Source organism: Brachybacterium sp. ACRRE, from assembly GCF_022346485.1.
GTDB lineage: Bacteria > Actinomycetota > Actinomycetes > Actinomycetales > Dermabacteraceae > Brachybacterium > Brachybacterium halotolerans.
Map to the genome: position 1 here is coordinate 16,246 of NZ_JAKRMO010000005.1, position 24,366 is coordinate 40,611.

A 24,366-nucleotide genomic window follows, 5' to 3' on the forward strand; every position below is an offset into this window, starting at 1 on the left:
ATAGTCCTGACCTGGGTGGGCCCGGAGGGGATCGAACCCTCGACCCGCGGATTAAAAGTCCGATGCTCTGCCAACTGAGCTACAGGCCCGTGCCCGCCTGGCGGGCCCGCCCATCCTATCCGCGCGCGCCCGCAGGACGCACGTCGGCCCTCCGTGCCACCTGGTCGAACAGGCAGAGCGAAGGGCCGACGGGCGACTCGTGCGGAGGGATCAGAAGGCGGGGTTCTGCGCCTTCTTGGCCTTGCTGCGGCCGACGAAGAACAGGATCACGCTGACCACGAGGAGGAGGAAGCCGAAGCCTCCAACCCCGATGCTGCCGACGATGCCGACGACGCCGCCCACGAAGCCCCCGCCCAGCGGCGGGGCGACCATCACCTGGCCGGAGCCGTCGCAGTCGATCTTGTACTGCTGGGTCTTCGTGGCGGTGAAGGATCCGAAGGACTTCCAGCTCTCGCCCTTGGCGCTCACGGTGCTGTTCGTGTCGACGGTGCCGGTCTTGGGAGGAGTGCCGTCCTCACCGATGACGCTGCACGAGGGCGCGGTGCCATCGGCCGGGGCGTAGGCCTGCATGTCCTTGCCGGCCTCGAGCTGAAGAGTCGTCGACCCCGAGAAGACAGTGCTCCCGTCGGCCACGTCGGACATGCCGCCGGCGACCTTCACGATCGAGACGACCAGGGCGATCACTCCGATGAGTAGGAACACCAGGCCGACGATCAGCATGATCAGCCCGGCCCGCTTCATCCCCTTCCCGGGGACCTTGCCGTTCGGGGCGGGGTAAGAAGCGGGAGCCCCGGGAGCGCCCTGCGGGCTGCCGGGGTACTGAGGCTGGGCGGGCATGCTCACGGGATTCTCCTTCATCGGAACGGTGCAGTTCACACGCTAGTCGAGCGCGAGGTCTCAGGCGAGGGCGAACGGCCCCCGGTCGTCCGCGCGTCGCGTCAGTCGGACGCGCTGGTCGGGCCCTGCGCGGCCGTGGCGCGGCTGCGGCCGACGAGGACGAGGACCAGGCCGACGATCAGCAGCAGGACGCCCAGCGGCGTGCCGATCGCGAGCACGGCGATGCCGCCGAGAGCGGTGAGCGCGCCGGAACGGGAGTCGCTCCCGGGCTCGGTGCCCACCTCGACCTCGTTCTCGGCCGGGGTGCAGGCGACCTCGTAGGAACCGTCCGTCGGGACGGTGAACGCCGAGGCGCTCTTCCAGCTGTCGTCATAGGAGTCGTCGAAGGTCGCGCCGTCAGGTGTGCCCGGCTCCGACGTCGAGCCGTCGGCCGCGGTCGCCGTGCAGGTGGAGTCCTCGGCGTCCGCGTGCACATACACCTGGTAGGTGGTGCCGGCCTCGAGGTCGAGGGTGGTCGCGCCGACGAAGATCGTCGAGTCGGTGTCCGCGGCGTCGTAGGACTTCGCGCCGAAGGCGGTGAGGGCGATGCCCGCGGCGAGCGCGAGCACCGTGATGATCGCGCCGACGATGAGCAGGATCTTCCCTGCCTTCCGCATCCCCCTCCCGGGTGCGGCGGGGACGGCGGACGGCGATGCGGTGCTGCTCACGGATTCCTCCTGGTGCTCGAGCGTGACCCGGCAACGTTAGCGCCGGGCCGCCCCGACCCCAGGATCTGTTCAGGAGGTGATCAGCGGAGGGACCTCAGGACTGCCCGTCGCCCATCCACGGCAGGTCGTCGTCGTGCCCGACCACGCACAGCGGGACCACCACGATGGGTCGCACCTGCTTGTGGGAGAGCTGGGTGGCGACGGATCCGTTGATGAACTCGCGCATGGAGTCCCGCAGGCCCGGCTTCCGGGTGCCCAGGACGAACATGAGGGCGTCGACGTCCTCGGCGACCTCGTGCAGCTCGACCGTCGGGGTGCCGCGGCGCGGCACGGCCGTCCAGCTCACGCCGGTCGAGCCCACGCCCTCCTCGATGACCTTCGTGAGGTCGTCGGGGAAGAAGGGCTCGTCGATCTCCGCGGCGAGGCCCGCCGCGTACAGGGAGCCCTGCGGGGTCTCGCCGAGGGCGAGCATCGTCGATTCGACGTACACGCAGGTGAGGGTCGCGTGGAAGGCTTTCGCGTACTGCGCGGCGGTCTGGATCACCGTCCGCGATCTCTCGTCGACCACCCCGACCACGATCTGTCGGGCTTCGCCGCTGCGGGGCGCGTCTCCGGACTGCTCGGGGGCTGCGTTCACGACGGACCACTTCCTTCCGGCGCCTGCGGGGCGACCCCGCAGGATCTGACGGTCGACACCGGCATCCTCGCCGGTGACCCCATTGTGCCCCTCACCGGGCGCGGATGGGGGAGGTCGAAGGTCCCGACCTGCAGGAGGAGCCGCGATTCGTCCCGGAACGTCCGGCACCGGCGCCGCCCGCGAGACCGGATCGACGGGATCCGTAGACTGCCGGGATGGAACGCGAGGAGACGCCGACGGAGGGCTCTCCCCCGCCCGACGGGCCGTCGCCCGCCGGAGCCGCGCCGTCCGCGATCCGCACCCTCGCTGAGGCGGTCGAGGGCGAGCTGATCGAGAAGAAATCCCGCTTCCTCGCCCTGCTGCACCCGGTCTCCTCGATCGACGAGGCCGACGCCCTGCTGCGCGCCGCCCGCTCCGCGCACCCCGGCGCCCGCCACCACTGCTCCGCGCTCGTGCTCTCCGAACAGGCCACGGGCGCTGGTCCCGTGCAGCGCTCGAACGACGACGGCGAGCCCTCGGGCACGGCCGGCATGCCGATCCTGCAGGCGCTCCTGCACGCGGACCTCACCGATACCCTCGCGATCGTGGTGCGCTGGTTCGGCGGCGTGAAGCTCGGGGCCGGCGGCCTGGTGCGCGCCTACACTGCGGCCGTCGAGACGGCCCTCGCCGACGCCCCGCTCCTCCAGCGCGTCCCGCGCAGCGAGGTCGCGCTCGAGGTGCCGTTCACCGACGTCGGCCTCGCGGAGAACGCCGTGCGCCACTGGGCCGACGTCCACGGCGAGGGCGTGGCCGACGTGCAGGCGACCGAGTACGGCGAGGACGGCGCCCACCTGCGCCTGCTCATCGATCCCGCGCTCGCGGACGATCTCGACCAGGACGTCGCCTCCTGGTCCCAGGGCCGCTTCAGCCCGCACGAGACCGGCCGCCGCACCGTCGACGTCCCCGTCCCTCCGTCGACGCCGCGGTGAACTCGGTGAACGGGAAGCGACGTCGAACCGGACATTCCGAGCACGCCGCCGCACCAGGTCACCCCCTCCTTCTGTGACTTCCCGTACAGGCACGCACGAACCCCCAGGAACCGGGTGAACGGAAGGTGAACGGGGCCGGGGAGAACTGGCACGCCGCTTTCTCCCGGGCGCACACTGGCCGCATGACAGGTGACATCGTCATCCTCGCCCTGCTCATCATCACGGCAGTGGCCTTCGACTTCACGAACGGCTTCCACGACACCGGCAATGCGATGGCCACGTCCATCGCCACGGGGGCGCTCAAGCCCAAGACCGCCGTGACGCTCTCGGCGATCCTCAACGTGGTCGGCGGATTCCTCTCCGTCGAGGTCGCGGTCACCGTGACCACCTCGGTGCTGAAGATCCAGGATTCCGACACCGGAGCGCTGATCACAGGCCTCGACGCGGAGACGGCGATGTTCATCATCTTCGCCGGACTCGTCGGCGGTATCCTGTGGAACCTCGCGACCTGGCTGTTCGGCATCCCCTCCAGCTCCTCCCACGCCCTGTTCGGCGGCCTCATCGGCGCCGGCCTCGCGGCCCTGGGCACCGTGGGCATCAACTGGGAGGGCCTGATGATCAAGGTCATCATCCCGGCCCTCCTCTCCCCCTTCATCGCCGGCGCCATCGCCGCGAGCGCCGCCTGGCTCGTCTTCCGCGTCACCGCGAACGTGCGCGAGGAGCGCCGCGAGAAGGGCTTCCGCTACGGCCAGATCGCCACCGCCTCGCTGGTCTCCCTCGCCCACGGCACGGGCGACGCGCAGAAGACCATGGGCGTCATCGCCCTGGGCCTCATCGCCCACGGCACCCTGTCCGACCAGGAGATCGTCGACAACGGCCTGCCGCCGTGGATCATCATCGTCTGCGCCGGCGCGATCGCCCTCGGCACCTACATGGGCGGCTGGCGCGTCATCCGCACCCTCGGCAAGGGTCTCGTCGAGCTCGACTCCCCGCAGGGCATGGCCGCGGAGGCCTCCTCCGCCGCCATCATCCTCACCTCCAGCCACCTGGGCATGGCCCTGTCGACCACGCACGTGGCGACCGGCTCGATCGTCGGATCCGGCGTCGGCCGTCCCGGTGCGCAGGTCCGCTGGGGCGTCGCCGGGCGCATGGCCGTCGGCTGGCTGCTGACCCTCCCGGCCGCCGCGGTGGTCGGTGCGATCACCTACTTCATCGGACACCTCGTGGGCGGGGTCGGCGGAGCCTTCCTGGTCTTCGCGATCCTGCTCGCCGTCGGCGGATACATCTACTACCGCTCGCAGCTGCAGAAGGTCGACGCCGCCAACGTCAACGACGATTGGGAGGAGGGCGCCGAGGCGGTGTCCCTCCCGGGCGAGAGCAGCCCGGCGCTCGAGACCGCGGGCGCACCCCGCGCCTCCTCCGCCTCGGGCGAGGCGACCACGAAGGCTCCGGCGGCGACGCCCTCCGGCGGCGCCGAGAGCGACAAGGAACCCGCCCCCACCTCGCGCAGGAAGGACTCCTGAGATGTCCGAAGAGTTCATCGAGATCATCACCGGCACGCTCAAGGTCCTCGGCGTCGGGCTCCTGCTCGGTGCGGGCCTCCCCCTCCTGTTCTCCCTGGGCATCAAGCTGCAGGACCGCGGCGAGGGCGGCGAGGAGCGCGACGGCACCGTGATCGCCGCCAATCCCGCGGCCCGCGTGGGCGCGTGGATCATCTTCGCGGCCGTCGCCCTGGTCATCCTCTACGGTCTGCTGTTCATCACCAAGGGCAGCATCGACCACTACCTGGGCATCCAGCTGCCCCTCTGAGGGGCGTCCGAGTTCGAGGGGCAGAGGACACGATGAACAACCCGTTGAGCATGATCCTGGACTGGCTGCGCGTGGGCTATCCCGACGGCGTGCCGCCCAAGGACTTCTACCCGCTGCTCGCCCTCCTCACGCACAACCTCAGCGAGGAGGAGCTCGAGAAGATCGTCGGCGAGCTCAAGCGCGACAACCCCGAGGGCGACGTGAGCCAGGAGGACGTGCGCGGAGCGATCGGCCGCGTCACCTCCGCTCCCGTCACCGAGGACCACGCCCGCGAGGTCGCCGAGCGCCTCGCGGACGCCGGCTGGCCCGTGGACGAGGAGTCCGCGGAGGTCGCCCGGGCCATCGCGGCCGACGGCGCCCTCGGAGCGAGCACAGAGGACGCCTCCGGGACGACGGGCGATGCGGAGACCGGCGCGCCGACCACGGCGCAGCCGTCGTCGACCGACGACGGGACCGAGACGCCGGCGGCCCCCGTCCCGGCCGAGGGCTCCGACGGGGAGGGCGCCCCGCACTCCCCCGCGGCGTCGTCCGCGGACCCGGCCCGCCCCGGGACGTCCGCAATGCCCGCAGGCGCCGGGACCCCCGCTGGCCCCGGCGCGCCGTCCTCGAACACGGTGCAGCGGATCATCGACTGGCTCTCGGCCGGATACCCCGCCGGGATCCCCGCGACCGACCGCCTCCCGCTGCTCGCGCTCCTGCGCCGCCAGCTCACGGACGACGAGGCCAAGGAGATCGCCTCGCATCTCGTGGACGAGGCCGGCCGTCGGATCGTCGACCCGACGGATGCGGGCGTCGCGATCACCCGCTACACCAACGACCTGCCCACCGAGCAGGAGATGCGCCGCGTCGCCGAGCACCTGGCCGTGAAGGGCTGGCCGCTGGGCGAGCGGAGCTGACCCCTTCCCTCCCTCGCGGGAGCCGAGCTCCCCGCAGATGCACGAGCGCCCGATGCCTGAAGGCATCGGGCGCTCGTCGTTCCGGCGCGGGGTCGGGATGTTCCGTCAGGTTCCGATACCGGGATCAGCTCCGATATCGGGACCGGACGGTGTCAGGCGCGGTTCTTGGTGACCAGCCCGTAGATGACCATCACGATGATCGCGCCGACCACGGACAGCAGGATCGTGCCGACGCTCCAGGGGTTGTTCATGATCCCGCTGATGCCGTCGCCGCCGAAGAGGCTGCCGATGAATCCGCCGACGATCGCGCCGATGACACCGAGGATGATGGTCATCCCGATGCCCATGGCCTGCTTGCCGGGCAGGATCGCGCGAGCGATGAGGCCGATGATGGCTCCGATGATGATCCAGGAGATGATGAGTCCGATGAGACCCATGGGGAAGCTCCTTTCGTTCGGTCCGCGGATGCGGACCATGTGAGCCCTACGATCTCACACCGCGGGCGCGCGGCCACCCGCCGCGTCCCGTCCCCGCGACGGTGATCTGCTGTTCACCTGCTGGTCATGACCAGTACGGATCACTCACGTCGCTTCCGCGATCCGCGTGTCCATGGCGGACAATCGTGCTGTGACACCCCCACTGCCCTCGCTCCTCGCGGGAGATCGCGCCCCCTCTCCCCGCACCCTCGTCGACGTCTTCCGCGCGACCGTCGCCGCCCACGGTGACGCCCTCGCGATCGACACGGGCCTCGAGCCCCTCACCTACTCCCAGCTGGACGCCGCCGCGACCGAGCTCGCGGGCCGCCTCGCCGCGATCGGCGTGGGCCCCGGCTCCCGCGTGGGCGTGCGCATCACCTCCGGCACCCCCGACCTGTACATCGCGATCATCGGCACGCTGCTCGCGGGCGCCGCCTACGTCCCCGTGGACGCCGAGGACCCCGACGAGCGCGCTCGCGTGGTCTTCGAGGATTCGGCCGTGGCCGCGGTGCTCGGCGACGACCTCGCGCTCACGCCGACGGGCGCTGCCGACGCGGCCGGCCCGCCCTCCGGAGCACCCGACGGCACCGTCGAGCCCGTGGCCCCCTCCCCCGAGGACGACGCCTGGATCATCTTCACCTCGGGATCGACCGGCAAGCCCAAGGGCGTGGCCGTCTCCCACCGCAGCGCCGCCGCCTTCGTCGACGCCGAGTCGCGACTGTTCCTGCAGGACGCACCGCTGGGCCCGGGCGACCGCGTGATGGCGGGCCTGTCCGTCGCCTTCGACGCGAGCTGCGAGGAGATGTGGCTGGCCTGGGGCCACGGGGCCTGCCTCGTCCCGGCGCCGCGCTCCCTGGTCCGCTCGGGGGTCGACGTCGGCCCCTGGCTGCTCGCGAACTCCGTCACCATCGTCTCGACCGTCCCCACCCTGGTCTCGCTGTGGCCGGACTCCTCGCTCGAGGCCGTGCGCCTGCTCATCATGGGCGGCGAGGCCTGCCCGCCCGAGCTCGCAGCGCGCCTCCAGGCCCCCGGCCGGGAGGTCTGGAACACCTACGGGCCGACGGAGGCCACGGTCGTCGCCTGCGCCGCGCAGCTCGACGGCACCGATCCGGTGCGCATCGGCCTCCCCCTGGACGGCTGGGACCTCGCCGTCGTCGACGAGCAGGGCGAGCCGGTCGAGGCGGGAGCCACCGGCGAGCTCATCATCGGCGGCGTGGGGCTCGCCCGATACCTGGACCCCGCGAAGGACGCCGAGAAGTACGCGCCCATGCCCACCCTCGGCTGGGACCGCGCCTACCGCTCCGGCGACCGCGTGGTCAACGACCCGGACGGGCTGCTGTTCGCGGGGCGCGCCGACGACCAGATCAAGCTCGGCGGCCGCCGCATCGAGCTCGGCGAGATCGACGACCAGCTGCTGCGCCTGCCCGGCGTGGTCTCCGCGGCGGCGGCCGTCCGCTCCACGAAGACCGGCAACAAGCTCCTGGTCGGGTACCTCACGGCCGACGCCTCCTTCGACGCGGACGCCGCCCGCGGCCTGCTGCGCGAGCGCATGCCCGCCGCGCTCGTGCCGCGCCTGGCCGTGGTCGAGGACATGCCCACGCGCACCTCCGGGAAGGTCGACCGCGACGCCCTGCCCTGGCCCCTGCCGTCGGCCCCGGGGTCCGCCCGCGACCTCGAGGGCACCGCCGCCTGGATCGCCGAGATCTGGTCCGACGTGCTGGGCGCCCGCGCCACCTCGGTGCGCGACGACTTCTTCGACCTCGGCGGCGGCTCGCTCACGGCCGCGCAGGTCGTCGGCCGGCTGCGGGAGATGCACCCGGAGGTCGCCGTCGCCGACGTCTACGCGCACTCCACGATCGCCTCCCTCGCGGCCGCACTGGACGCGATGGGCACCTCGAGCGCCCGCAACGAGGACGAGGCGCCTCCTCTGCGCCGCGGCTTCCAGGCCGCCCAGCTGGTCCTGCTGCTGCCGCTGCGGGCGATCGCGGCGCTGCGCTGGCTCACCTGGCTGATGATCGCCTCGACCCTCGCCTCCGGCCTGCTCGGCGTCGCCTGGGCGCCGGCCCTCCCGCTCGCCGTGCTCCTCCCGGCGGCGATCGTGCTGCTCGTGCCTCCCGTGCGGATGACCCTCGCCGCCCTGCTCGCGCGGCTGCTGCTCGCCGGGATCCGACGGCCCGGCGCCCACCGGCGCGGAGGCCTCGCGCACCTGCGCCTGTGGTGCGCCGAGCGCCTCCAGGAGGAGCTCGGGGCGCTCGGTCTGGCGGGCGCCCCCTGGGTCCCGTACTACGCGCGCCTGCTCGGGGCGCGGATCGGGCGCGACGCGGATCTGCACGCGCTGCCGCCGGTCACCGGCCTGCTGCACATCGGCGCCGGCGCCTCCGTCGAGCCGGAGGTCGACCTCGCGGGCACCTGGATCGACGGCGACACCCTGCACATCGGCGCGGTGCGCATCGGCAAGCGCGCCCGCATCGGTGCCCGCAGCACCCTGGGACCCGGCGCGCACGTGGGCAGGGACGCGGAGATCGCCCCGGGATCAGCCGTGCTCGGCGACGTCCCCGCGGGCGAGTTCTGGTCCGGCTCCCCCGGCCGCAGGAAGGCCCGCGCCCGCGGACCCTGGTCCAGCGAGCACCCGCACCGCGGACCGCTCTGGCAGGGCGTCTACGCGCTCGTCGCCCTGGTCATCGCGGCCCTTCCCGCCGTGGCCGTCGCCGCGGGCGGCGCCGTGGCGCTGCCCGCGATCGCCTCCGCGCCGACCCTCGGCGGGGCGGTCCTCGCGGCGCTGCCCTGGCTGCCGGTGTCCGCGCTCGTCGGCTACCTCCTGCTGATCCTGCTGGTGCTGGCCCTCACCCGGCTCTTCGCGCTCGGCATCCGTCCCGGCCACCATCCCGTGCGCTCCCTGCCGGGCGTGCAGATCTGGGGCACGCTGCGCCTCCTGGACGAGGCCCGCAGCTGGCTGTTCCCCCTCTACTCGGGTGCGCTCACCCCGCTCTGGCTGCGCGCCCTCGGCGCGCGCGTGGGCAAGGGCGTCGAGGCCTCGACCGTGCTGCTCATCCCGAGCCTCGTGCAGGTCAGCGACCACGCCTTCCTGGCCGACGACACCATGGTGGGCCCCTACGAGCTCGGCGGCGGGTGGATCCGCGTGGAGCGGGTGAAGGTCGGCAAGCGCGCCTTCGTGGGCAACTCCGGCATGCTCGCCCCGGGACGCAAGGTTCCCAAGAAGTCCCTGGTCGCCGTGCTGTCGGCCGCGCCCCGTCGGACCTCGGCGAAGGCCGGCGGCTCCTGGATGGGCAGCCCGCCGCGGCGCCTGCGCCGCGCCGGGAGCGAGGCCGACGAGTCCCGCACGTACGCGCCCTCCCGCAGGCTGCGAATCTTCCGCGGGATCGTCGAGACCTGCCGGATCCTGCCGATGCTGCTGGCCGTGGTGCTGTGGGCCGCGGTCGGCGCGACCCTGCTCGTGCTCGTGGACCGGCACGGGCTCGGCGCCGCCGTGCTGCTGGGCGGGCCGGTGCTGCTCGCCGGCTCGGTCGCCGCCGCGGTGGTGTCGGTCCTCGCGAAGTGGCTGATCGTCGGCCGCCACCGGGAGGGCGAGCACGGGCTGTGGACGTCGTTCGTGTGGCGCAATGAGCTTGCCGACACCTTCACCGAGGTGCTGGCCGCGCCGTGGTTCGCACGCGCCACGACCGGTACGCTCGCCCTGAACTGGTGGCTGCGCGCGCTCGGCGCCCGCATCGGCCGCGGCGTCTGGTGCGAGTCGTACTGGCTGCCCGAGACCGATCTCATCGAGCTCGGCGACGGCGCGACCGTGAACCGCGGCTGCGTGGTGCAGACCCACCTGTTCCACGACCGCGTGCTCAGCATGGACACGGTCGTGCTGGCCGAGGGCGCGACCCTCGGCCCCGGCAGCGTGATCCTCCCTGCGGCGCGGATCGACCGGCATGCGACCGTGGGCCCGGTGTCCCTGGTGATGCGCGGCGAGAGCGTGCCCGCAGGGACTCGCTGGCAGGGCAATCCGATCGGACCGTGGGAGGACGACGCATGAGGGGACGCAGCGTGAGGGGATTCGGCGCATGAGGGAGCACGGCGCGCACGCGCAGGGCGGCGACGGCGCGGACCCCTACGTCCCGGGGCACGGCGACCGCTCCTACGGCGTCGAGCACTACGACCTCGATCTCGTCTACAAGGTCGACACCAACCGGCTCGAGGGCGAGGCGACGCTGCACTGCCGCGCCCTCGCGGACGCGGACTCGATCCGTGTGGACCTGTACGGTCTGAGCGCCCAGAAGGTGCAGGTCGACGGCCGGGCCGTGAAGACCACCCACCGCTCCGGCACGCTCACCGTGCGCACGCCGATCGTCGCCGACCAGGAGTTCGTGCTGCGGGTGAAGTACTCCGGCAAGCCGCGACCGGTGCCCTCGCGGGTGCTCGGGGCGACGGGCTGGGAGGAGCTGACCGACGGCGTCATCGTCTCCGCGCAGCCCCACGGGGCGCCCTCGTGGTTCCCCTGCAACGACCGGCCCGACGACAAGGCGACGTACACGCTGCACCTCGGCGCCCCGCCGGACTACTGGGTCGCCGCCGCGGGCGAGCTCGAGGGCACGCGCCGCCGCAGCGCGGTCACCACGTGGACCTACCAGCAGCGCGTGCCCATGGCCACGTACCTGGCCACGGTGCAGATCGGCCGCTACTCCCCCGTCGACATCGCCCGCGCCGACGTGCCCGTGCGCACCCTCGTCCCGCTGGGCACGACCCCGGACGACCTCCTGGGCTCCTTCGCCCGCCAGGGCGAGATGCTCACCTTCTTCGCCGAGCTCTTCGGGCCCTACCCGTTCGCCTCGTACACGGCGGTGATCACCGAGGACGACCTCGAGATCCCGCTCGAGTCACAGGGCCTCTCGACCTTCGGCGCGAACCTCGTGGACACCGACTGGGAGTCGGTGCGCCTGATCGCCCACGAGCTCTCCCACCAGTGGTTCGGCAACGCCGTCACCCTCTCCGCGTGGAAGGACATCTGGCTGCACGAGGGCTTCGCCTGCTACTGCGAGTGGCTGTGGGCCGAGCGCTCCGGCGTCTCCACCGTGCAGGCCGAGGTCGAGAAGCACCACGCCCTGCTCGCCGAGCTCCCCCAGGACCTGCTGCTCGCCGATCCCGGGCCCGAGCTCATGTTCGACGACCGGGTCTACAAGCGCGGCGCCCTCACCGTGCACGCCCTGCGGATGCGCGTGGGCGACGGCGCGTTCTTCGCGCTCCTGCGCTCCTTCCTCGCCGAGCACGCCGGTGGGAACGTCACCACCGCGATGCTGCTCGAGCACGCGGAGCGCGAGAGCGGGCAGGAGCTCGGGGACCTCGCCGAGGCATGGCTCGAGTCGCTGCCGCTGCCGGAGTGCCCGCGACCGGCCTGATCCGGCGCGGAGAGGACAGGCCGACGGGGCGCGTCGGACGGCAGGCCGACGGTCGGGACCGTGGCCGGCGCCGCCGGCATCACCGGCACGGCCGCACCGCGGCATCACAGCCGCGCGCAGGCGATCACGTGCCCCGGCGGAGCCGGCAGGTCCTCGACGGCGAAGTCGGCGAGCGCGATCGTGGGCATCGCGCGGGCGAGCCCGACGCCGAGCGCCTTGAGGACCGCCTCCTTGCCCGCCCACAGGCGCGCCCGATCCTCCGGCGTGCGATCGAGCCCGCGCTCGCTCGGGTGCAGCACGAGGTCGGGCGACCACAGTCGGTCGACGGCGGCGACGGACTCGATGTCCACGCCCACCGGACCCTCGCGTCGCACGGCCGTGACCAGGTGCGCGCCGGAGCGGGAGATGCTCACGGGGATGTCGGACGCGGCGTCGATGCGGGCCCAGGGCCGGCCGTGCGCCGAGGAGCCGCATCGTCGGCAGTGCCGACCTGTGCGCACCGCCGCCTCCTCCGCGCCGCAGGTCTCGGCGATGCGCGCGCGCAGGACCGCATCGGCGTCATCCTCGGCGCGATGCAGGGTGACGAGCGGGGACTCGTGACGGTGCTGGTGGGCGGCGCGAGCGGTCATGGCCGCCCCAGGATACGGGCCGCTCAGATGTCGTCCTCGCCCGCGGGGCCGCCCTCGTTCTCCCAGTTCTCCAGGCGGGTGACGGTGCGCGGGTTGAACTTCTGGCGCACGCCGTAGCCCACGCCGGCGTGCTCGTCCACGGGCAGCAGCTCGACGCCGAACTCCGCGAAGGCGCGGTGCAGCAGGCCGCTCTCCTCCGCCGTGGCGAGGATCCGCCCCTGCTCGATGGCGCGCAGCCTCTGGAGGTCGATGTCGGTGTGCTCGGCGAGATCGGCGAGCGAGACCTGGGCGAGAGCCCGAGCCGCACGGGCCAGATCCGCAGTGATCAGGGCCTCTTGCGTGTTCATGGCACCACTGTGGACCTCCCGCGCGCAAAGCACCAGTGCCCCGCATGCGAAAGGCCCGGACCCGCAGAAGGCTGCAGGTCCGGGCCTCGCGTGCGCGCCGTCGGCGGGGATCCCCGGCGACGTGCGCGGTCAGTGGATCAGAAGTCCCAGTCGTCGTCCTCGGTGTCGACGGCCTTGCCCATGACGTAGCTCGAGCCGGAGCCCGAGAAGAAGTCGTGGTTCTCGTCGGCGTTCGGGGAGAGGGACGCGAGGATCGCGGGGTTGACCTCGGTCTGGTCCTGCGGGAACAGCGGGTCGTAGCCGAGGTTCATGAGCGCCTTGTTCGCGTTGTAGCGCAGGAACATCTTGACGTCCTCGGTCCAGCCGACCGGGTCGTACAGATCCTCGGTGTACTCCTCCTCGTTGTCGTAGAGGTCCATGAGGAGGGAGAACGTGTAGTCCTTGAGCTCCTCCTGGCGCTGGGAGGACGCCTTCTCCATCGCCTTCTGGAACTTGTAGCCGATGTAGTAGCCGTGCACGGCCTCGTCGCGGATGATCAGGCGGATCACGTCGGCCGTGTTGGTCAGCTCGCCGTGGCTGGACCAGTACATGGGCAGGTAGAAGCCGGAGTAGAAGAGGAAGGACTCGAGCAGCGTCGAGGCGACCTTCCGCTTCTCCGCGTCGTCGCCCTGGTAGTAGCCCATGACGATCCGGGCCTTCTTCTGCAGCGCCTCGTTGTGCTCGCTCCAGCGGAAGGCCTCGTCGATCTGCTTGGTGTGCGAGAGCGTCGAGAAGATCTGCGAGTACGACTTCGCGTGCACGGACTCCATGAACGCGATGTTCGTGTACACCGCCTCCTCGTGCGGGGTCACCGCGTCGGGGATGAGCGAGACCGCGCCGACGGTGCCCTGCACCGTGTCCAGCAGCGTCAGGCCGGTGAAGACGCGCATCGTGAGGGTCTGCTCGCCCTCGCTGAGGCGCCCCCAGGACTGGATGTCGTTGCTGATCGGAACCTTCTCGGGGAGCCAGAAGTTCCCGGTCAGACGGTCCCAGACCTCGAGGTCCTTGGGGTCGGGGATGCGGTTCCAGTTGATGGCCTGGACCGACGTCTTCAGGTGATCGGAGTTCACCGCTGCCTCACGTTCGCTCTGGGGATGCTTGGGGTCGTCGCTCCCCAGTCTAGGTGCCGTGAGCGGCCTCCCGGGCGGACCTCCAGGCCGCCCAGCGCGTCTGTGGCGGAGTCGACCGTCGGGGCTCCGACGCGGTCGCATCGGCCCCCATCGGGGACTCGTCGGGCCAGCCCGACAGCGCATCGACCGGGTGACAGGATGGGGCTCCGGCCTCCCGACGACAAGACTCGAGCCATGACCTCCTCCTCGACGCATGCTCCCTCCCCGACCTCCGGATCGACGATGCCCGTCGACGGCGCGCCCGAGGCCGCCGAGCACCGCAGCTTCCTCGCCCGCTGGGCGGGGACGATCGTGCGCGCCTTCCTCTACGCGGTTCCCGCCTTTGTGCTGGGCATCGTCGGATTCGTCCTGACCATCACCCTGCTCGCGGTGGGCGTGGGCACGGTCGTGGTCTGGGTGGGCCTGCCGATCCTGATCGCCGCGCTCATGGTCGCCCGGGGCTTCGCGGGCGCCGAGCGGGGCATGCAGCGGGTCCTGCTGCAGCGCCCCCTGCCGCGGCCCATGCGCCGACGCGCGGCGCCCGACGCCGGCTGGGTTCGCCGCATGCTCACCCCGCTCGCGGATCCTCAGTCCTGGCTGGACTGCCTGTGGACCCTCGTGCACCTGCTGCTGAGCGCCGTCACGTTCCCCGTCATGGTCGCGTGGTTCGCAGGAGCCCTGGGCACGGTGCTGGCGCCGCTCGCCTCGATCATCCTGCGCCTGGTCCTGCCCGCGGACGAGATGAACGGCCTCGGCGAGCTGATCGGCTTCCACGGCGCCCTGGCCACGGGCATCGACCTCGGCCTGCAGTTCGCGGGCGGCCTGTTCTTCCTGCTCACCGCCTACCCCGTCGCCCGGGGCGTGACGGCGGTGCACCACGCGGTGGGCTACGGCTTGCTGAGCTCCCGCTTCGAGGAGCAGCAGCGCCTGGCCCGCACCGAGGAGTCGCGCGACGCCGGGCGCGCCGCGGAGTCCGAGTCCCTGCGCCGGCTCGAACGGGACCTGCACGACGGGCCCCAGCAGGGGATCGTGCGGGCGACGATGGACCTGGCCCGCGCCGAGCGCCTCGCCCCGTCGGACCCCGAGCGATCCCGCAGCATCCTCGCGGAGACCCGCGAGATGCTGGGCACGACCCTCGAGGACCTGCGTCGGCTCTCCCGCGGGATCGCCCCGCCGATCCTCGTGGACAGGGGCCTCGCGGCGGCCCTCGCCGAGCGCGCCGCCCTGTGCCCCGTGCCCGCCACGGTCGACTGCCCGCAGATCGACCTCCCCGAGCACGTGAAGATCGGCATCTACTACGTGGTCTCCGAGGCCCTCGCGAACGCCGCCAAGCACTCCGGGGCGAGCGCCGTGCAGGTGCGCGTGAGCCGCGAGGCGGGCAGCGCGCGCACCGTGATCGTCGACGACGGCAGCGGAGGCGCGAGCATCTCCGCCGGCCACGGCCTCGCCGGACTCGCGGGCCGCGTCGCCTCGCTCGAGGGGACGCTGCAGGTCGACTCCCCCGCCGGACAGGGCACCCGGATCGAGGCGGTGATCCCGTGCGCCTCGTGATCGCCGACGACTCCGCGCTGCTGCGCGAGGGACTGCGCCTGCTGCTCGAGGACGCCGGGCACGACGTCGTGGACTCCGCGGCCGACGGCACGGAGCTCGTGGCCCGCGCCCTCGAGCACCGGCCCGACCTCGTCATCGCGGACATCCGCATGCCCCCGAGCCACAGCGACGAGGGCCTGCGCGCCGCCCACGAGATCCGCCGCACCTGGCCCGAGGCCCCGATCATGCTGCTCAGCCAGTACGTCGTCGTCGCCTACGCGGCCGAGCTGATCGGCGCCGGCACCCCGGCGACCGGCTACCTGCTCAAGGACCGGGTGAGCGACATCGGCCGCTTCCTCGAGTCCGTCGAGCGGGTGGCGGGTGGCGGCGTCGTCATGGACCCCGACGTCATCGCGCAGGTCCTCGCCTCCCAGCGCCGCTCCCCTCTCGACGAGCTCACCCCGCGCGAGCGCGAGGTCCTCGAGCTCATGGGCGAGGGCCTCACCAACGCCGGGATCGCGGAACGCCTGGTGGTCACCGAGGGCGCCGTGGAGAAGCACACCCAGCGCCTGTTCGCGAAGCTCGGGCTGAGCCCCGACGCGAGCGTCCATCGGCGGGTGATGGCGGTGCTCACCCTGCTGGGTCCTCGCGGGGGCTGACCTCTCCCACCGGCATCCTCCGGCGCCCCTTCCCTTACTACGTCTGCCGTAGTACGTTGGGCGGTGCACGGCGCCGCGGGCGCTATGCCCGCACCCGAAGGAGGGCCGGATGATCGGTGCCGATGCGATCCGCGGTCATATCGACCTGATCGTGCTCGCCATCCTCGAGGACGCCCCCTCCTACGCCTACGAGATCTCCCGGACCATCAGCGATCGTTCCGAGGGCGAGTACGTGGTCAAGCAGACCACTCTCTACACGGCCGTCAAGCGCCTCGAGTCCCAGGGGCTCCTGGACGCCGCCGAGGGCCTCTCCCCCACGGGGAAGCCGCGCACCTACTACTCCCTCACCGACGAGGGACGCGCTCAGTTGGACGCCAAGCGCGCCGAGTGGCTCAGCACCCGTGCCCTCGTCGACCGCCTCGCCCTCCCTCCATCCGCCGTCGGCGATTCGCTCGCCACCGCCCCGCAGGAGCTGCCATGAGCGTCATCGACTCCTATCTCGACACCCTCTTCTCCCCCTACCCGGACTCCCCCCGGCTGCGCGAGGCCCGCACCGAGCTGCGCGCCATGATGGAGGATCAGCAACAGGACCTGATCGCCGGCGGGCTCAGCGAGTCCCAGGCGGTGGGCCGGGTGATCGCCGAGTTCGGCACCCTCGAGGAGGTCGCGCCCGTGCTCGGCATCGACGCCGAGCTGCGGGGAGACCAGGGCCGTGCACCCGCCGCGCCGCGACTGTCCCTCGCACGGGCCCAGGAGTACGTCGAGACGTTCCGCTCGACGCAGTCGCTCGCGGCCGCCTCGGTCCCGCTGTTCGTGCTCTGCCCCGTCCCGCTGCTGCTGGGGATCGCGCTCACCAACGGCGCAGACGGGCCGGCGCGCTGGGCGGTCGGCGCGGGGCTCACGCTTCTCTTGGCGCTCGTCGCGGCCGGGATCGTGATGCAGGTGCGCCGCCGCACCCTGATGGCGGAGGTCGAGGACATCGAGGCGGGCCGCCTGGCCCCTTCGCCGGAGGTCCTCGCCCTGGCGAAGGACCTGCGTCAGGAGCATCGCGGGGCCTCGGCGCGCGCCTTCGCGATCGCAGTCTCGCTGTGGATCCTGTGCGCCGTCCCGATCCTCGTGACCTCCTTCGCGGCAACCTCTGCGCACTCGATGCTGCCCCTGTACGGCGTGTGCCTGACCCTGATGATGGTCGCGACAGGACTCTGGGTCCTCATCGGCCGAGGATGGGCCGACGGTGTCGCCGACACCCTCGAGCAGGTCCCCGACGACTCCCCGGAGACCAGCGTCCATCCCGCGATCCGCGCGATCTCCGCCGGGTACTGGCCGCTGGTCACAGCGATCTTCCTGGCATGGGGCTTCCTCGGGGAGGCCTGGGACCGCGCCTGGATGGTGTGGCCCGTCGCCGCCGTGCTGTTCGGCGCGCTGTGGGCGGTCGACGGCGCCCTCACGCCACCTGAGGAGGCACGGCGCCGACGGGCGTGACTCCGCCCGGCCTCAGTGCTCGGACCCCTTCTCGGCCCCGGCGCCGGTGAACGCGCGGACCTCCATCTCGGCGGCCTTCACGTCGTGGTCGGGCGCGGGCTTGGTGACGAGGGTGCCGACGATCCCGAGCAGGAAGCCCAGCGGGATCGAGACGATGCCGGGGTTGGAGAGCGGGAACAGGTCGAAGTCGGCGCCGGGGAACATCGCCTTCTCGTTGCCGGAGACGGCCGGGGAGAGCACGATCAGGATGAGGCAGGCCGCGAGCCCGCCGATCATCGAGAACAGCGCGCCGCCGGTGTTGAACCGTCGCCAGAACAGGGAGAAGAGGATGGTGGGCAGGTTGGCGCTCGCGGCGACCGCGAAGGCGAGCGCCACCAGGAAGGCGACGTTCTGCCCGAGGGCCACCACGCCGCCCACGATCGCGAGGATCCCGATCGCGACGACCGTCCAGCGGGCGATCTTCACCTCGTCGTCCGCGGGGACCTCGCCGCCGCGGATCACGGAGGCGTAGATGTCGTGCGCGAAGCTCGTGGCCGCCGTGATCGCGAGGCCCGCGACCACCGCGAGGATCGTCGCGAAGGCGATCGCGGAGACCACGGCCATCAGCACCGGTCCGCCGAGGGCGAGCGCGAGCAGCGGGGCCGCCGCGTTCTCCCCGCCGGGCGTCGCGGGATCCCCGAGCACCTCGGGGCCGACGAGGGCCGCGGCGCCGTAGCCGAGGATCAGGGTGAGCACGTAGAAGATGCCGATGATCCAGATCGCCCAGACCACCGAGCGGCGCGCCTCCTTGCCGCTGGGCACCGTGTAGAAGCGCATGAGCACGTGCGGGAGGCCCGCGGTGCCCAGGACCAGCGCGAGCCCGAGCGACAGGAAGTCCACGGGGTTGGGGTACTTCAGGCCGGGCGTGAGGATCGCGTCCCCGTCGGGCGACATGGCGATCGCCTGATCGAGCACGGCGGAGAAGTTGAAGCCATAGCGCCCCATGACCATGATCGCGAGGATCGCGACGCCGACCACGAGCAGCACCGCCTTGATGATCTGCACCCAGGTGGTGCCCTTCATGCCGCCGACGATCACGTAGACGATCATCAGCACGCCGACGACCACCACGGTCAGCGCCGTGGGCAGCTTGCCCTCGAGGCCGAGGAGCAGCGCGACGAGCCCGCCCGCGCCGGCCATCTGGGCGATGAGGTAGAAGAAGCAGACGGCGAGCGTGGTCAGCGAGGCCGCCAGGCGCACGGGGCGCTGGTTCAGGCGGAAGGAGAGGACGTCGGCCATCGTGAACTTGCCGGTGTTGCGCAGCAGCTCGGCGACCAGCAGGAGCGCGACCAGCCAGGCGACGAGGAAGCCGATCGAGTAGAGGAAGCCGTCGTAGCCGGCCATGGCGATCGCGCCGCAGATGCCCAGGAAGCTCGCGGCGCTGAGATAGTCGCCGGAGATCGCGATGCCGTTCTGCGGCCCGGAGAACGAGCGGTTGCCGGCGTAGAACTCGGCGGCGCTCGCCTTCTGGCGGGAGACGCGGAAGACGATGAACAGCGTGAACGCGACGAACAGCGCGAACACGATCATGTTGATGACGGGGTTGATCTCGTGGCTCATCGCAGCTCGCCCTCCTCCCCGTCGGCGGAGCGGGCGGAGTCCTCGAGGATCTCCCCGCTCTCCATCTCGGCGCGGATCGCCTCCGCGTGGGGGTCGTAGCGCCGATCGGCCCACCAGCGGTAGAGCATGGTGATCACGAAGGTGGTGATCACCTGGCCGAAACCGAACAGCAGGCCGACGGTGATGTTCCCGAAGACCGTGATCGCGAAGAACTCGTGGGTCCAGCCCGCGAGGATCACGTACAGCAGGTACCAGACCAGGAACAGCACCGTGATGGGCACGATGAAAGTGAGGAACGAACGGCGCAGCTGCTGGAAGTCCTCGGACTGCTGGACGGCGAGGCTGCGGGCGCCGACGGAGGAGGAATCCCCGAGCGGGGCGGGACCCGAGGATCTGGGATCGGGCAGGGATGCGGACTCTGACATGCCGGGCTCCTTTGCTCGGACGTGCACAGGGGGATCGCGGGGGGAGACCGCGATGCGCCCAATGTATCGTGCATCACACGCCCGACGCCGGAGGGGCCGCAGGTGTCGCCCGCCGCGGCGGTCAGCTCGCCGCGGCGGTGATCCGGTGGTCGTGCTCCTCATCGGAGAGGCGCAGGGCGTCGGCCTCCTTCAGCAGGTCCCGGCCGCGCGTCTCGGGCACGAGGAAGGTCGCGCCGGTGGTGATGGCGGCGAGGGTCGCCATGTAGACGGCGAGCACGATCCAGTTGCTGTCGGTCCAGGCGAGCAGCGCCGCGCCGAGGACGCCGGCCAGTCCTCCCGCGAGGACGGCGGAGATCTCGCGGGCCATCGCCACGCCCAGGTAGCGGTGCCGGGCCCCGAACATCTCGGGGAGCAGGGAGCACTGCGGGCCGAGCATCGAGTTCACGGCCACGCCGATGCCGATCGCGATCACGACGATCGCCACGCCCTCGGTCCCCACGGACAGCAGGTACCAGGCGGGGAACGTGTACAGCAGCATGAACACGGCGCCGAAGCGGTAGACGGGCACGCGCCCGAAGCGATCGGAGAGGTGGCCGGTGAAGGGCACCGAGAAGATCCCGATGAGGCTGCCGAGTGTCACGCCCCAGGCGACGGTGCCCTTGTCCAGTCCGATCGACGCGGAGGTCACGAATGCCAGGGCGAGCGACTGGAACATGTAGCTGCCGCCGTTCTCGGCCATGCGCAGACCGATGCCGACGACGACGCCCGGCCGCCCGGTCGTGAAGATCTCGCGGATCGGGTGATCGGCGATCTGCTCGTGCTCCTCCAGCTGGACGAAGGTGGGGGTCTCGCGCAGCCTCGCCCGGATGAACAGGGCGATGAGGATCAGCACGAAGGAGGCGAGGAACGGCAGCCGCCAGCCGTATGCGAGGAAGGCGTCCTCGGGCATCAGCAGGGTGAGCAGGGAGAAGACGAGCCCGGCGAGCAGCGTGCCCGCCTGGATGCCGATGAACGGCAGGGCGGAGAAGAAGCCGCGCCGACGCACGGGGGCGTACTCGGCCATGAGCACGGTCGCGCCGGCCTGCTCGGCGCCGGCGCCGAAGCCCTGCAGCAGGCGCAGGATCACCAGCAGGATCGGGGCGACGTAGCCCGCGGAGTGGAAGGTGGGGAGCACGCCGATCAGGGTCGAGGCGCCGCCCATCAGCAGCACCGTGATCACGAGGATGGTCTTGCGGCCCACCTTGTCGCCGAGCGCGCCGAAGAAGAGGCCGCCGAAGGGGCGGGCCACGAAGCCGACCCCGTAGATCCCGAAGGCGGCGACGGTGTTCATCGCGGCGTTGCCCTCGGGGAAGAACAGGGTGTTGAACACCAGGGCCGTCATCAGTCCGTACATCGCGAAGTCGAAGTACTCCATCGCGCTGCCGATGGACGAGGAGAGCGTGGCACGGCGCAGGTTCGCGGCGTACTCGGCCTCGGGCATGTCCTGGGCGCCCTCGGGGCGGGCGGAGCGTGGCGTCGAGCTCATGGCATCTCCTTCGATGCGGGCGAGGCGGCCCGAGCGGGCCGGACCGGGCGCGGCCGATGGGGCCGACCGATGGCCCTACTGTACTCATTCGCGAACGCAGTGCAACCCGTTGAACGCCCGGATCTCAGGGGCGGCGCGAGAGGGGGTTGGTGAGCGCGTCGGCCAGCGTCAGCAGCGCGGCGCCGAGCTCCTCGACCACGGCGTCGCCGGCCTCGGAGGCGGCGAGCGCGACGCCCACGGCCATGCGCGGGTCCCCGGGCTGCCAGGGCTCGAGCGGGACGGCGACGCCGTGGATGCCGGGGAAGGACTCGCCGCGGTCGATCGCGAATCCGCGCTCGCGGCCCGCGCCGATCTTCGCGCGCACGGCCTCGGGGCTGGTCACCGATTCCTCGGTGGTGGGCGCGAAGTCGGCGGCACCGAGCACCGCGTCCACCTCGGCGTCGTCCATGGCGAGGAGCATGGCGTTGCCGACCGCGCAGTGGATGAGCGGCAGGCGGGAGCCGAGCGGCGTGCCCAGGCGCTGGCGACGCCCCTCGTGCCGGGCGAGGTAGAGGGCGTCGGGCGCGTCCAGCATCGCGATCTGGACGACGTGCCCGCGCAGCACCGGATCGCCCTCCACGGCGGCGAAGAACTCGCGGACCTGGTTGAACTGGGAGGCGAAGGCGCCGCCCAGCTCCGCGGTGCGGATGCCGAGCCGGTACCCGCTCTCGACCCGGTCGATCATGCCCTCGTTCTCGAGCGCCTGGCAGATGTTCGACGCCGAGGACTTCGCCATGCCGACCTCGCGCGCGAGCTCGGAGAGGGTGAGCGGCCCGCGCGCCCGCTCCAGCGCCCCGAGGATCCGCAGGGATCGGGTGACGGCGGGCGAGGGATCGCGGGGCTCGGCCGACGCGCGCTCGGGCGCGGGCTCGGCCGACGTGCGCTCGGGCTCGGCCGACGGGCTCGCAGGACGGGTGGTCTTCGTGCTCTGGGGCGCCACGGCGCTCCCCTTCCCTGCGCGGTCGGCGCGGCGGGCGCCGCGCGGGGCACTCGCCCCCGTCGGCCCGTCGCGCCACCGCACTCAGTAGAACTCGACGGTGTCCACAGTGTTGCGCAGCGGGCGTCCGTCGAGGTGGCGGGCGAGGTTGTCCACGAACAGCCGCACGATCCTCTCCTCCTCGCGGGTGTCGAGGGCGGCGGTGTGCGGGCTGACCAGGACATGGGGATGATCCCACAGGGGGCTCGCCGCGGGCAGCGGCTCGGTCGCGAAGACGTCGAGCGCGGCGAAGCCGATGCGGCCGTCCTCGAGCGCGCGCAGCAGGGCGGGCTCGTCGACGACGGTGCCGCGCCCGACGTTCACGAGGATCGTCCCCGGGCGCGCCTTCGCGAGCACGTCCTCACCCACGAGCCCCTCGGTCGCGTCGGTGCCGGGGAGGGTGAGCACGACGGCGTCGGCGCGGGCGACGGCGTCGGCGAGGTCGTCGATCGGCACGAGCTCGTCGACCCCCTCGACCGCCTCGCCGCTGCGGGTCGTGCCGAGCACGTGGGCGCCGAGCGCGCTGAAGCGCGCCGCGCAGGCCTTCCCGATGCCGCCGAGACCGACGACGAGCACGGTCATCTCGTCGAGGTGCCGCATCTCCCAGCGCTCGCTCCACTCGTGCTCGCGCTGCTGGGCGAGCAGGCGCGGGAGGGACTTCGCGCCGGCGAGCACCCCGAGCACGGCGAACTCGGCGAGCGGCGCGCCGTGGACGCCGGCGGTGGTCGTGAAGGCGATGCGCTCGAGGTCCTCAGAGGCGAGTCCGGCGGCGCGCACCTGGGAGCCGCCGCCCGCGGCCATCGTCTGCACCCAGCGCAGATGCGGGTTCGCGTGGACGGTGCGGGCGAGGGCCGCGGGATCCACGTCGGGCAGCGAGAAGAGCACGTCGGCGGAATCCACCATCTGCTCGAAGGCGGCCTGCTGCGCGGGCGTGCGCACGTGCTCCGGGTCGCCCGACCAGTCGGCGGGTCCGCGACGCGGGCGGTAGAGCGCGTGGTCGCGGATCACCTCGGCGCGCGGCTCGCTGCGCTCGATGAGCGCGCACAGGTCCTCGGGGAGGTCGACGGCGACCACGACGCGCGTGCGTCCGTCGGGCGTCTCGCGGTCGGCGGGAGGGGTCTGGCTCATGGGAGCTCCTTCGCTCGGGTGGGAGGCAGGACCACCCTAACGCGTGTTCAATATGTTGGACACCGTTCCCTGTGTTGCGCGACGGGTTAGAGTCGGGCCATGAGCACTGACGACGACGTCCGCCCCGATCCCGCTCGCCCCGTCGCGCCCGCTCACGGCGCGGAGAACGCGAAACACTCGAAGAACGCGGAGGACTCGGCCGTCGAGCCCTCGACGGCTCGCGGACCCGGCTCCCCGCGCGTGGGCGTGCTCGGACTGGGATCCATGGGACTGCCGATGGCCGAGCACCTGCTGCGCGCCCACGGCTCCCTCACCGTCCACTCCCGCACGCCGAAGCCGCAGCTCACCGAGCAGGGAGCACGGTGGGCCCAGACCCCGCGCGAGCTCGCCGAGGCGGTCGACGCGATCCTCGTGATGCTCCCCGATCTGCCGGATCTCGAGCCGCTGCTGGGCGGAGAGGACGGCCTGCTCGCCTCCGCCGGCGAACTGCTGCTCATGATCGGCTCGACCTGCTCCTCCGTGCAGGTGCGCGAGCTCGGCGAGCGCCTGGCCGCGGAGAGCGGCGGCCGCGTGCGCGTGGTCGACTGCCCGGTCTCCGGGGGCGAGGACGGCGCGCAGGCGGGCACGCTCGCCATCATGCTGGGCGGCACCGAGGACGACGCCGCCGAGGCCGCCCGCTTGCTCGCGCCGTGCGGGAACCCGGTGCGCCTGGGACCGCTCGGGGCGGGAGAGGTCGCGAAGTCCTGCAACCAGATGATCGTCAGCGCCACCGCGCTCGCCCTCGGCGAGGTGACTGTGCTCGCCGAGCGCAGCGGCCTCGACCTGGGCACCCTCTTCGAGCTGCTGCAGGGCGGCTACGCGGGCTCGAACCTCATGGCCTCGCGGCGCGAGAAGTTCGTGACCGGGGACGACTCCCCTTCCGGCGTCGCGAAGTACATGGTCAAGGATCTGCGCTTCGCCGGCGAGATCGCCGAGGCGACGGGCACCCACGGCGCGCTCCTCCCCGCCCTGCGTGCGGCGTTCGACGAGCTCGTCGAGGCGGGCCTGGGCGACCGCGACCTCGCGACCACGCGGCGCTTCACCGAGCAGCGGGGCTGATCGCGCCGGAGCCCACTGCCAGACCCCGCACGCACGGACGGGCGGGCCTCCC

General features: G+C 72.2%; 23 protein-coding genes and 1 tRNA gene. 11 read left to right on the forward strand and 13 right to left on the reverse strand.

The features are described 5' to 3' along the window. Window positions 1–16: 16 nt before the first annotated feature. The 4 genes from MHY49_RS02355 to MHY49_RS02370 all read right to left on the reverse strand — a co-directional run bounded on the left by MHY49_RS02355 (window position 17) and on the right by MHY49_RS02370 (window position 2,181). A tRNA-Lys gene (locus MHY49_RS02355) sits at window positions 17–89 on the reverse strand. 121 nt (window positions 90–210) lie between these two features. Continuing rightward, window positions 211–843 (reverse strand): hypothetical protein, encoded by a 633-nt coding sequence (locus MHY49_RS02360; RefSeq protein ID WP_239202282.1) that lies wholly within the window; start codon window positions 841–843, stop codon window positions 211–213. A gap of 95 nt (window positions 844–938) precedes the next feature. Then, window positions 939–1,544: a hypothetical protein gene (locus tag MHY49_RS02365; RefSeq protein ID WP_239202283.1), complete on the reverse strand. Its 606-nt coding sequence runs from the start codon at window positions 1,542–1,544 to the stop codon at window positions 939–941. A gap of 94 nt (window positions 1,545–1,638) precedes the next feature. Then, window positions 1,639–2,181 carry a universal stress protein gene (locus MHY49_RS02370; protein WP_200502693.1) on the reverse strand — a complete coding sequence of 181 codons (543 nt, stop codon included), beginning with the start codon at window positions 2,179–2,181 and terminating at the stop codon, window positions 1,639–1,641. Between the two features lie 215 nt (window positions 2,182–2,396). On the opposite strand from MHY49_RS02370, the gene MHY49_RS02375 reads away from it, so the two are divergent. From MHY49_RS02375 to MHY49_RS02390, 4 genes are all read left to right on the forward strand, one after another. Continuing rightward, complete coding sequence (locus MHY49_RS02375) at window positions 2,397–3,149, forward strand: YigZ family protein (protein WP_239202284.1); 753 nt, start codon at window positions 2,397–2,399, stop codon at window positions 3,147–3,149. Window positions 3,150–3,331: 182 nt separating this feature from the next. Continuing rightward, complete coding sequence (locus MHY49_RS02380; RefSeq protein WP_239202285.1) at window positions 3,332–4,672, forward strand: inorganic phosphate transporter; 1,341 nt, start codon at window positions 3,332–3,334, stop codon at window positions 4,670–4,672. 1 nt (window position 4,673) lies between these two features. After that, window positions 4,674–4,958: a hypothetical protein gene (locus tag MHY49_RS02385; RefSeq protein ID WP_239202286.1), complete on the forward strand. Its 285-nt coding sequence runs from the start codon at window positions 4,674–4,676 to the stop codon at window positions 4,956–4,958. A 32-nt stretch (window positions 4,959–4,990) separates the two neighbouring features. Then, complete coding sequence (locus tag MHY49_RS02390; protein ID WP_239202287.1) at window positions 4,991–5,854, forward strand: DUF3349 domain-containing protein; 864 nt, start codon at window positions 4,991–4,993, stop codon at window positions 5,852–5,854. 152 nt (window positions 5,855–6,006) lie between these two features. Here the strand turns inward: MHY49_RS02390 and MHY49_RS02395 are convergent, their stop codons facing one another. Continuing rightward, window positions 6,007–6,291, reverse strand: coding sequence for a GlsB/YeaQ/YmgE family stress response membrane protein (locus MHY49_RS02395; RefSeq protein WP_239202288.1), 285 nt, complete (start codon window positions 6,289–6,291; stop codon window positions 6,007–6,009). 172 nt (window positions 6,292–6,463) lie between these two features. On the opposite strand from MHY49_RS02395, the gene MHY49_RS02400 reads away from it, so the two are divergent. Both MHY49_RS02400 and MHY49_RS02405 read left to right on the forward strand, forming a co-directional pair. Continuing rightward, complete coding sequence (locus tag MHY49_RS02400) at window positions 6,464–10,369, forward strand: Pls/PosA family non-ribosomal peptide synthetase (RefSeq protein WP_370645949.1); 3,906 nt, start codon at window positions 6,464–6,466, stop codon at window positions 10,367–10,369. A 28-nt stretch (window positions 10,370–10,397) separates the two neighbouring features. Further along, window positions 10,398–11,729: a M1 family metallopeptidase gene (locus MHY49_RS02405; protein WP_239202291.1), complete on the forward strand. Its 1,332-nt coding sequence runs from the start codon at window positions 10,398–10,400 to the stop codon at window positions 11,727–11,729. Between the two features lie 104 nt (window positions 11,730–11,833). Here MHY49_RS02405 and MHY49_RS02410 read toward each other — a convergent pair whose 3' ends face one another. From MHY49_RS02410 to nrdF, 3 genes are all read right to left on the reverse strand, one after another. Beyond that, window positions 11,834–12,358 carry a 4'-phosphopantetheinyl transferase superfamily protein gene (locus MHY49_RS02410; RefSeq protein ID WP_239202293.1) on the reverse strand — a complete coding sequence of 175 codons (525 nt, stop codon included), beginning with the start codon at window positions 12,356–12,358 and terminating at the stop codon, window positions 11,834–11,836. A gap of 23 nt (window positions 12,359–12,381) precedes the next feature. Continuing rightward, window positions 12,382–12,705: a hypothetical protein gene (locus MHY49_RS02415; protein WP_239202295.1), complete on the reverse strand. Its 324-nt coding sequence runs from the start codon at window positions 12,703–12,705 to the stop codon at window positions 12,382–12,384. 137 nt (window positions 12,706–12,842) lie between these two features. Beyond that, a complete protein-coding gene (gene nrdF, locus MHY49_RS02420; RefSeq protein ID WP_228359050.1) occupies window positions 12,843–13,814 on the reverse strand; it encodes a class 1b ribonucleoside-diphosphate reductase subunit beta in 972 nt (323 codons plus the stop codon). Window positions 13,815–14,048: 234 nt separating this feature from the next. On the opposite strand from nrdF, the gene MHY49_RS02425 reads away from it, so the two are divergent. From MHY49_RS02425 to MHY49_RS02440, 4 genes are all read left to right on the forward strand, one after another. Further along, window positions 14,049–15,404 carry a sensor histidine kinase gene (locus tag MHY49_RS02425; protein WP_239202297.1) on the forward strand — a complete coding sequence of 452 codons (1,356 nt, stop codon included), beginning with the start codon at window positions 14,049–14,051 and terminating at the stop codon, window positions 15,402–15,404. Next, a complete protein-coding gene (locus MHY49_RS02430; RefSeq protein ID WP_239202299.1) occupies window positions 15,392–16,042 on the forward strand; it encodes a response regulator transcription factor in 651 nt (216 codons plus the stop codon). Before MHY49_RS02425 ends, MHY49_RS02430 begins: the two co-directional genes overlap by 13 nt. Before the next feature lie 109 nt (window positions 16,043–16,151). Then, the gene (locus tag MHY49_RS02435; RefSeq protein ID WP_239202301.1) at window positions 16,152–16,523 is read left to right on the forward strand and encodes a PadR family transcriptional regulator; all 372 of its coding nucleotides are present in this window, start codon (window positions 16,152–16,154) and stop codon (window positions 16,521–16,523) included. Next, on the forward strand, window positions 16,520–17,524 hold the full coding sequence (locus tag MHY49_RS02440; RefSeq protein ID WP_239202314.1) for a permease prefix domain 1-containing protein: 1,005 nt from the start codon (window positions 16,520–16,522) through the stop codon (window positions 17,522–17,524). Before MHY49_RS02435 ends, MHY49_RS02440 begins: the two co-directional genes overlap by 4 nt. 12 nt (window positions 17,525–17,536) lie before the next feature. Here MHY49_RS02440 and MHY49_RS02445 read toward each other — a convergent pair whose 3' ends face one another. From MHY49_RS02445 to MHY49_RS02465, 5 genes are all read right to left on the reverse strand, one after another. Further along, window positions 17,537–19,123 (reverse strand): cation acetate symporter, encoded by a 1,587-nt coding sequence (locus tag MHY49_RS02445; protein WP_239202316.1) that lies wholly within the window; start codon window positions 19,121–19,123, stop codon window positions 17,537–17,539. Next, complete coding sequence (locus MHY49_RS02450) at window positions 19,120–19,548, reverse strand: DUF485 domain-containing protein (RefSeq protein ID WP_239202318.1); 429 nt, start codon at window positions 19,546–19,548, stop codon at window positions 19,120–19,122. Before MHY49_RS02450 ends, MHY49_RS02445 begins: the two co-directional genes overlap by 4 nt. Window positions 19,549–19,669: 121 nt before the next feature. Next, window positions 19,670–21,073 (reverse strand): MFS transporter, encoded by a 1,404-nt coding sequence (locus MHY49_RS02455; protein ID WP_239202320.1) that lies wholly within the window; start codon window positions 21,071–21,073, stop codon window positions 19,670–19,672. Window positions 21,074–21,197: 124 nt separating this feature from the next. Beyond that, entirely contained in the window at window positions 21,198–22,052 is an 855-nt protein-coding gene (locus MHY49_RS19285; RefSeq protein ID WP_239202322.1) for an IclR family transcriptional regulator, read from the reverse strand. Window positions 22,053–22,133: 81 nt separating this feature from the next. Next, on the reverse strand, window positions 22,134–23,216 hold the full coding sequence (locus MHY49_RS02465) for a D-2-hydroxyacid dehydrogenase (protein ID WP_239202324.1): 1,083 nt from the start codon (window positions 23,214–23,216) through the stop codon (window positions 22,134–22,136). Between the two features lie 99 nt (window positions 23,217–23,315). Between MHY49_RS02465 and MHY49_RS02470 the strand changes: the two genes are divergently transcribed. Beyond that, window positions 23,316–24,314, forward strand: coding sequence for an NAD(P)-dependent oxidoreductase (locus MHY49_RS02470; protein ID WP_255719184.1), 999 nt, complete (start codon window positions 23,316–23,318; stop codon window positions 24,312–24,314). The last annotated feature ends 52 nt before the right edge of the window (window positions 24,315–24,366 follow it).

Excerpts from the sequence above, each read along its gene's own strand:
- MHY49_RS02410 (WP_239202293.1), bottom strand. The coding sequence starts at position 12,358 with ATGACCGCTCGCGCCGCCCACCAGCACCGTCACGAGTCCCCGCTCGTC.
- MHY49_RS02435 (WP_239202301.1), top strand. The coding sequence starts at position 16,152 with ATGATCGGTGCCGATGCGATCCGCGGTCATATCGACCTGATCGTGCTC.
- MHY49_RS02445 (WP_239202316.1), bottom strand. The coding sequence starts at position 19,123 with ATGAGCCACGAGATCAACCCCGTCATCAACATGATCGTGTTCGCGCTG.
- MHY49_RS02405 (WP_239202291.1), top strand. The coding sequence starts at position 10,398 with ATGAGGGAGCACGGCGCGCACGCGCAGGGCGGCGACGGCGCGGACCCC.
- MHY49_RS02375 (WP_239202284.1), top strand. The coding sequence starts at position 2,397 with ATGGAACGCGAGGAGACGCCGACGGAGGGCTCTCCCCCGCCCGACGGG.
- MHY49_RS02390 (WP_239202287.1), top strand. The coding sequence starts at position 4,991 with ATGAACAACCCGTTGAGCATGATCCTGGACTGGCTGCGCGTGGGCTAT.
- MHY49_RS02385 (WP_239202286.1), top strand. The coding sequence starts at position 4,674 with ATGTCCGAAGAGTTCATCGAGATCATCACCGGCACGCTCAAGGTCCTC.
- MHY49_RS02450 (WP_239202318.1), bottom strand. The coding sequence starts at position 19,548 with ATGTCAGAGTCCGCATCCCTGCCCGATCCCAGATCCTCGGGTCCCGCC.
- MHY49_RS02455 (WP_239202320.1), bottom strand. The coding sequence starts at position 21,073 with ATGAGCTCGACGCCACGCTCCGCCCGCCCCGAGGGCGCCCAGGACATG.
- MHY49_RS02380 (WP_239202285.1), top strand. The coding sequence starts at position 3,332 with ATGACAGGTGACATCGTCATCCTCGCCCTGCTCATCATCACGGCAGTG.
- MHY49_RS02425 (WP_239202297.1), top strand. The coding sequence starts at position 14,049 with ATGACCTCCTCCTCGACGCATGCTCCCTCCCCGACCTCCGGATCGACG.
- MHY49_RS02470 (WP_255719184.1), top strand. The coding sequence starts at position 23,316 with ATGAGCACTGACGACGACGTCCGCCCCGATCCCGCTCGCCCCGTCGCG.
- MHY49_RS02415 (WP_239202295.1), bottom strand. The coding sequence starts at position 12,705 with ATGAACACGCAAGAGGCCCTGATCACTGCGGATCTGGCCCGTGCGGCT.
- MHY49_RS02465 (WP_239202324.1), bottom strand. The coding sequence starts at position 23,216 with ATGAGCCAGACCCCTCCCGCCGACCGCGAGACGCCCGACGGACGCACG.
- MHY49_RS02440 (WP_239202314.1), top strand. The coding sequence starts at position 16,520 with ATGAGCGTCATCGACTCCTATCTCGACACCCTCTTCTCCCCCTACCCG.
- MHY49_RS02400 (WP_370645949.1), top strand. The coding sequence starts at position 6,464 with ATGGCGGACAATCGTGCTGTGACACCCCCACTGCCCTCGCTCCTCGCG.
- MHY49_RS02395 (WP_239202288.1), bottom strand. The coding sequence starts at position 6,291 with ATGGGTCTCATCGGACTCATCATCTCCTGGATCATCATCGGAGCCATC.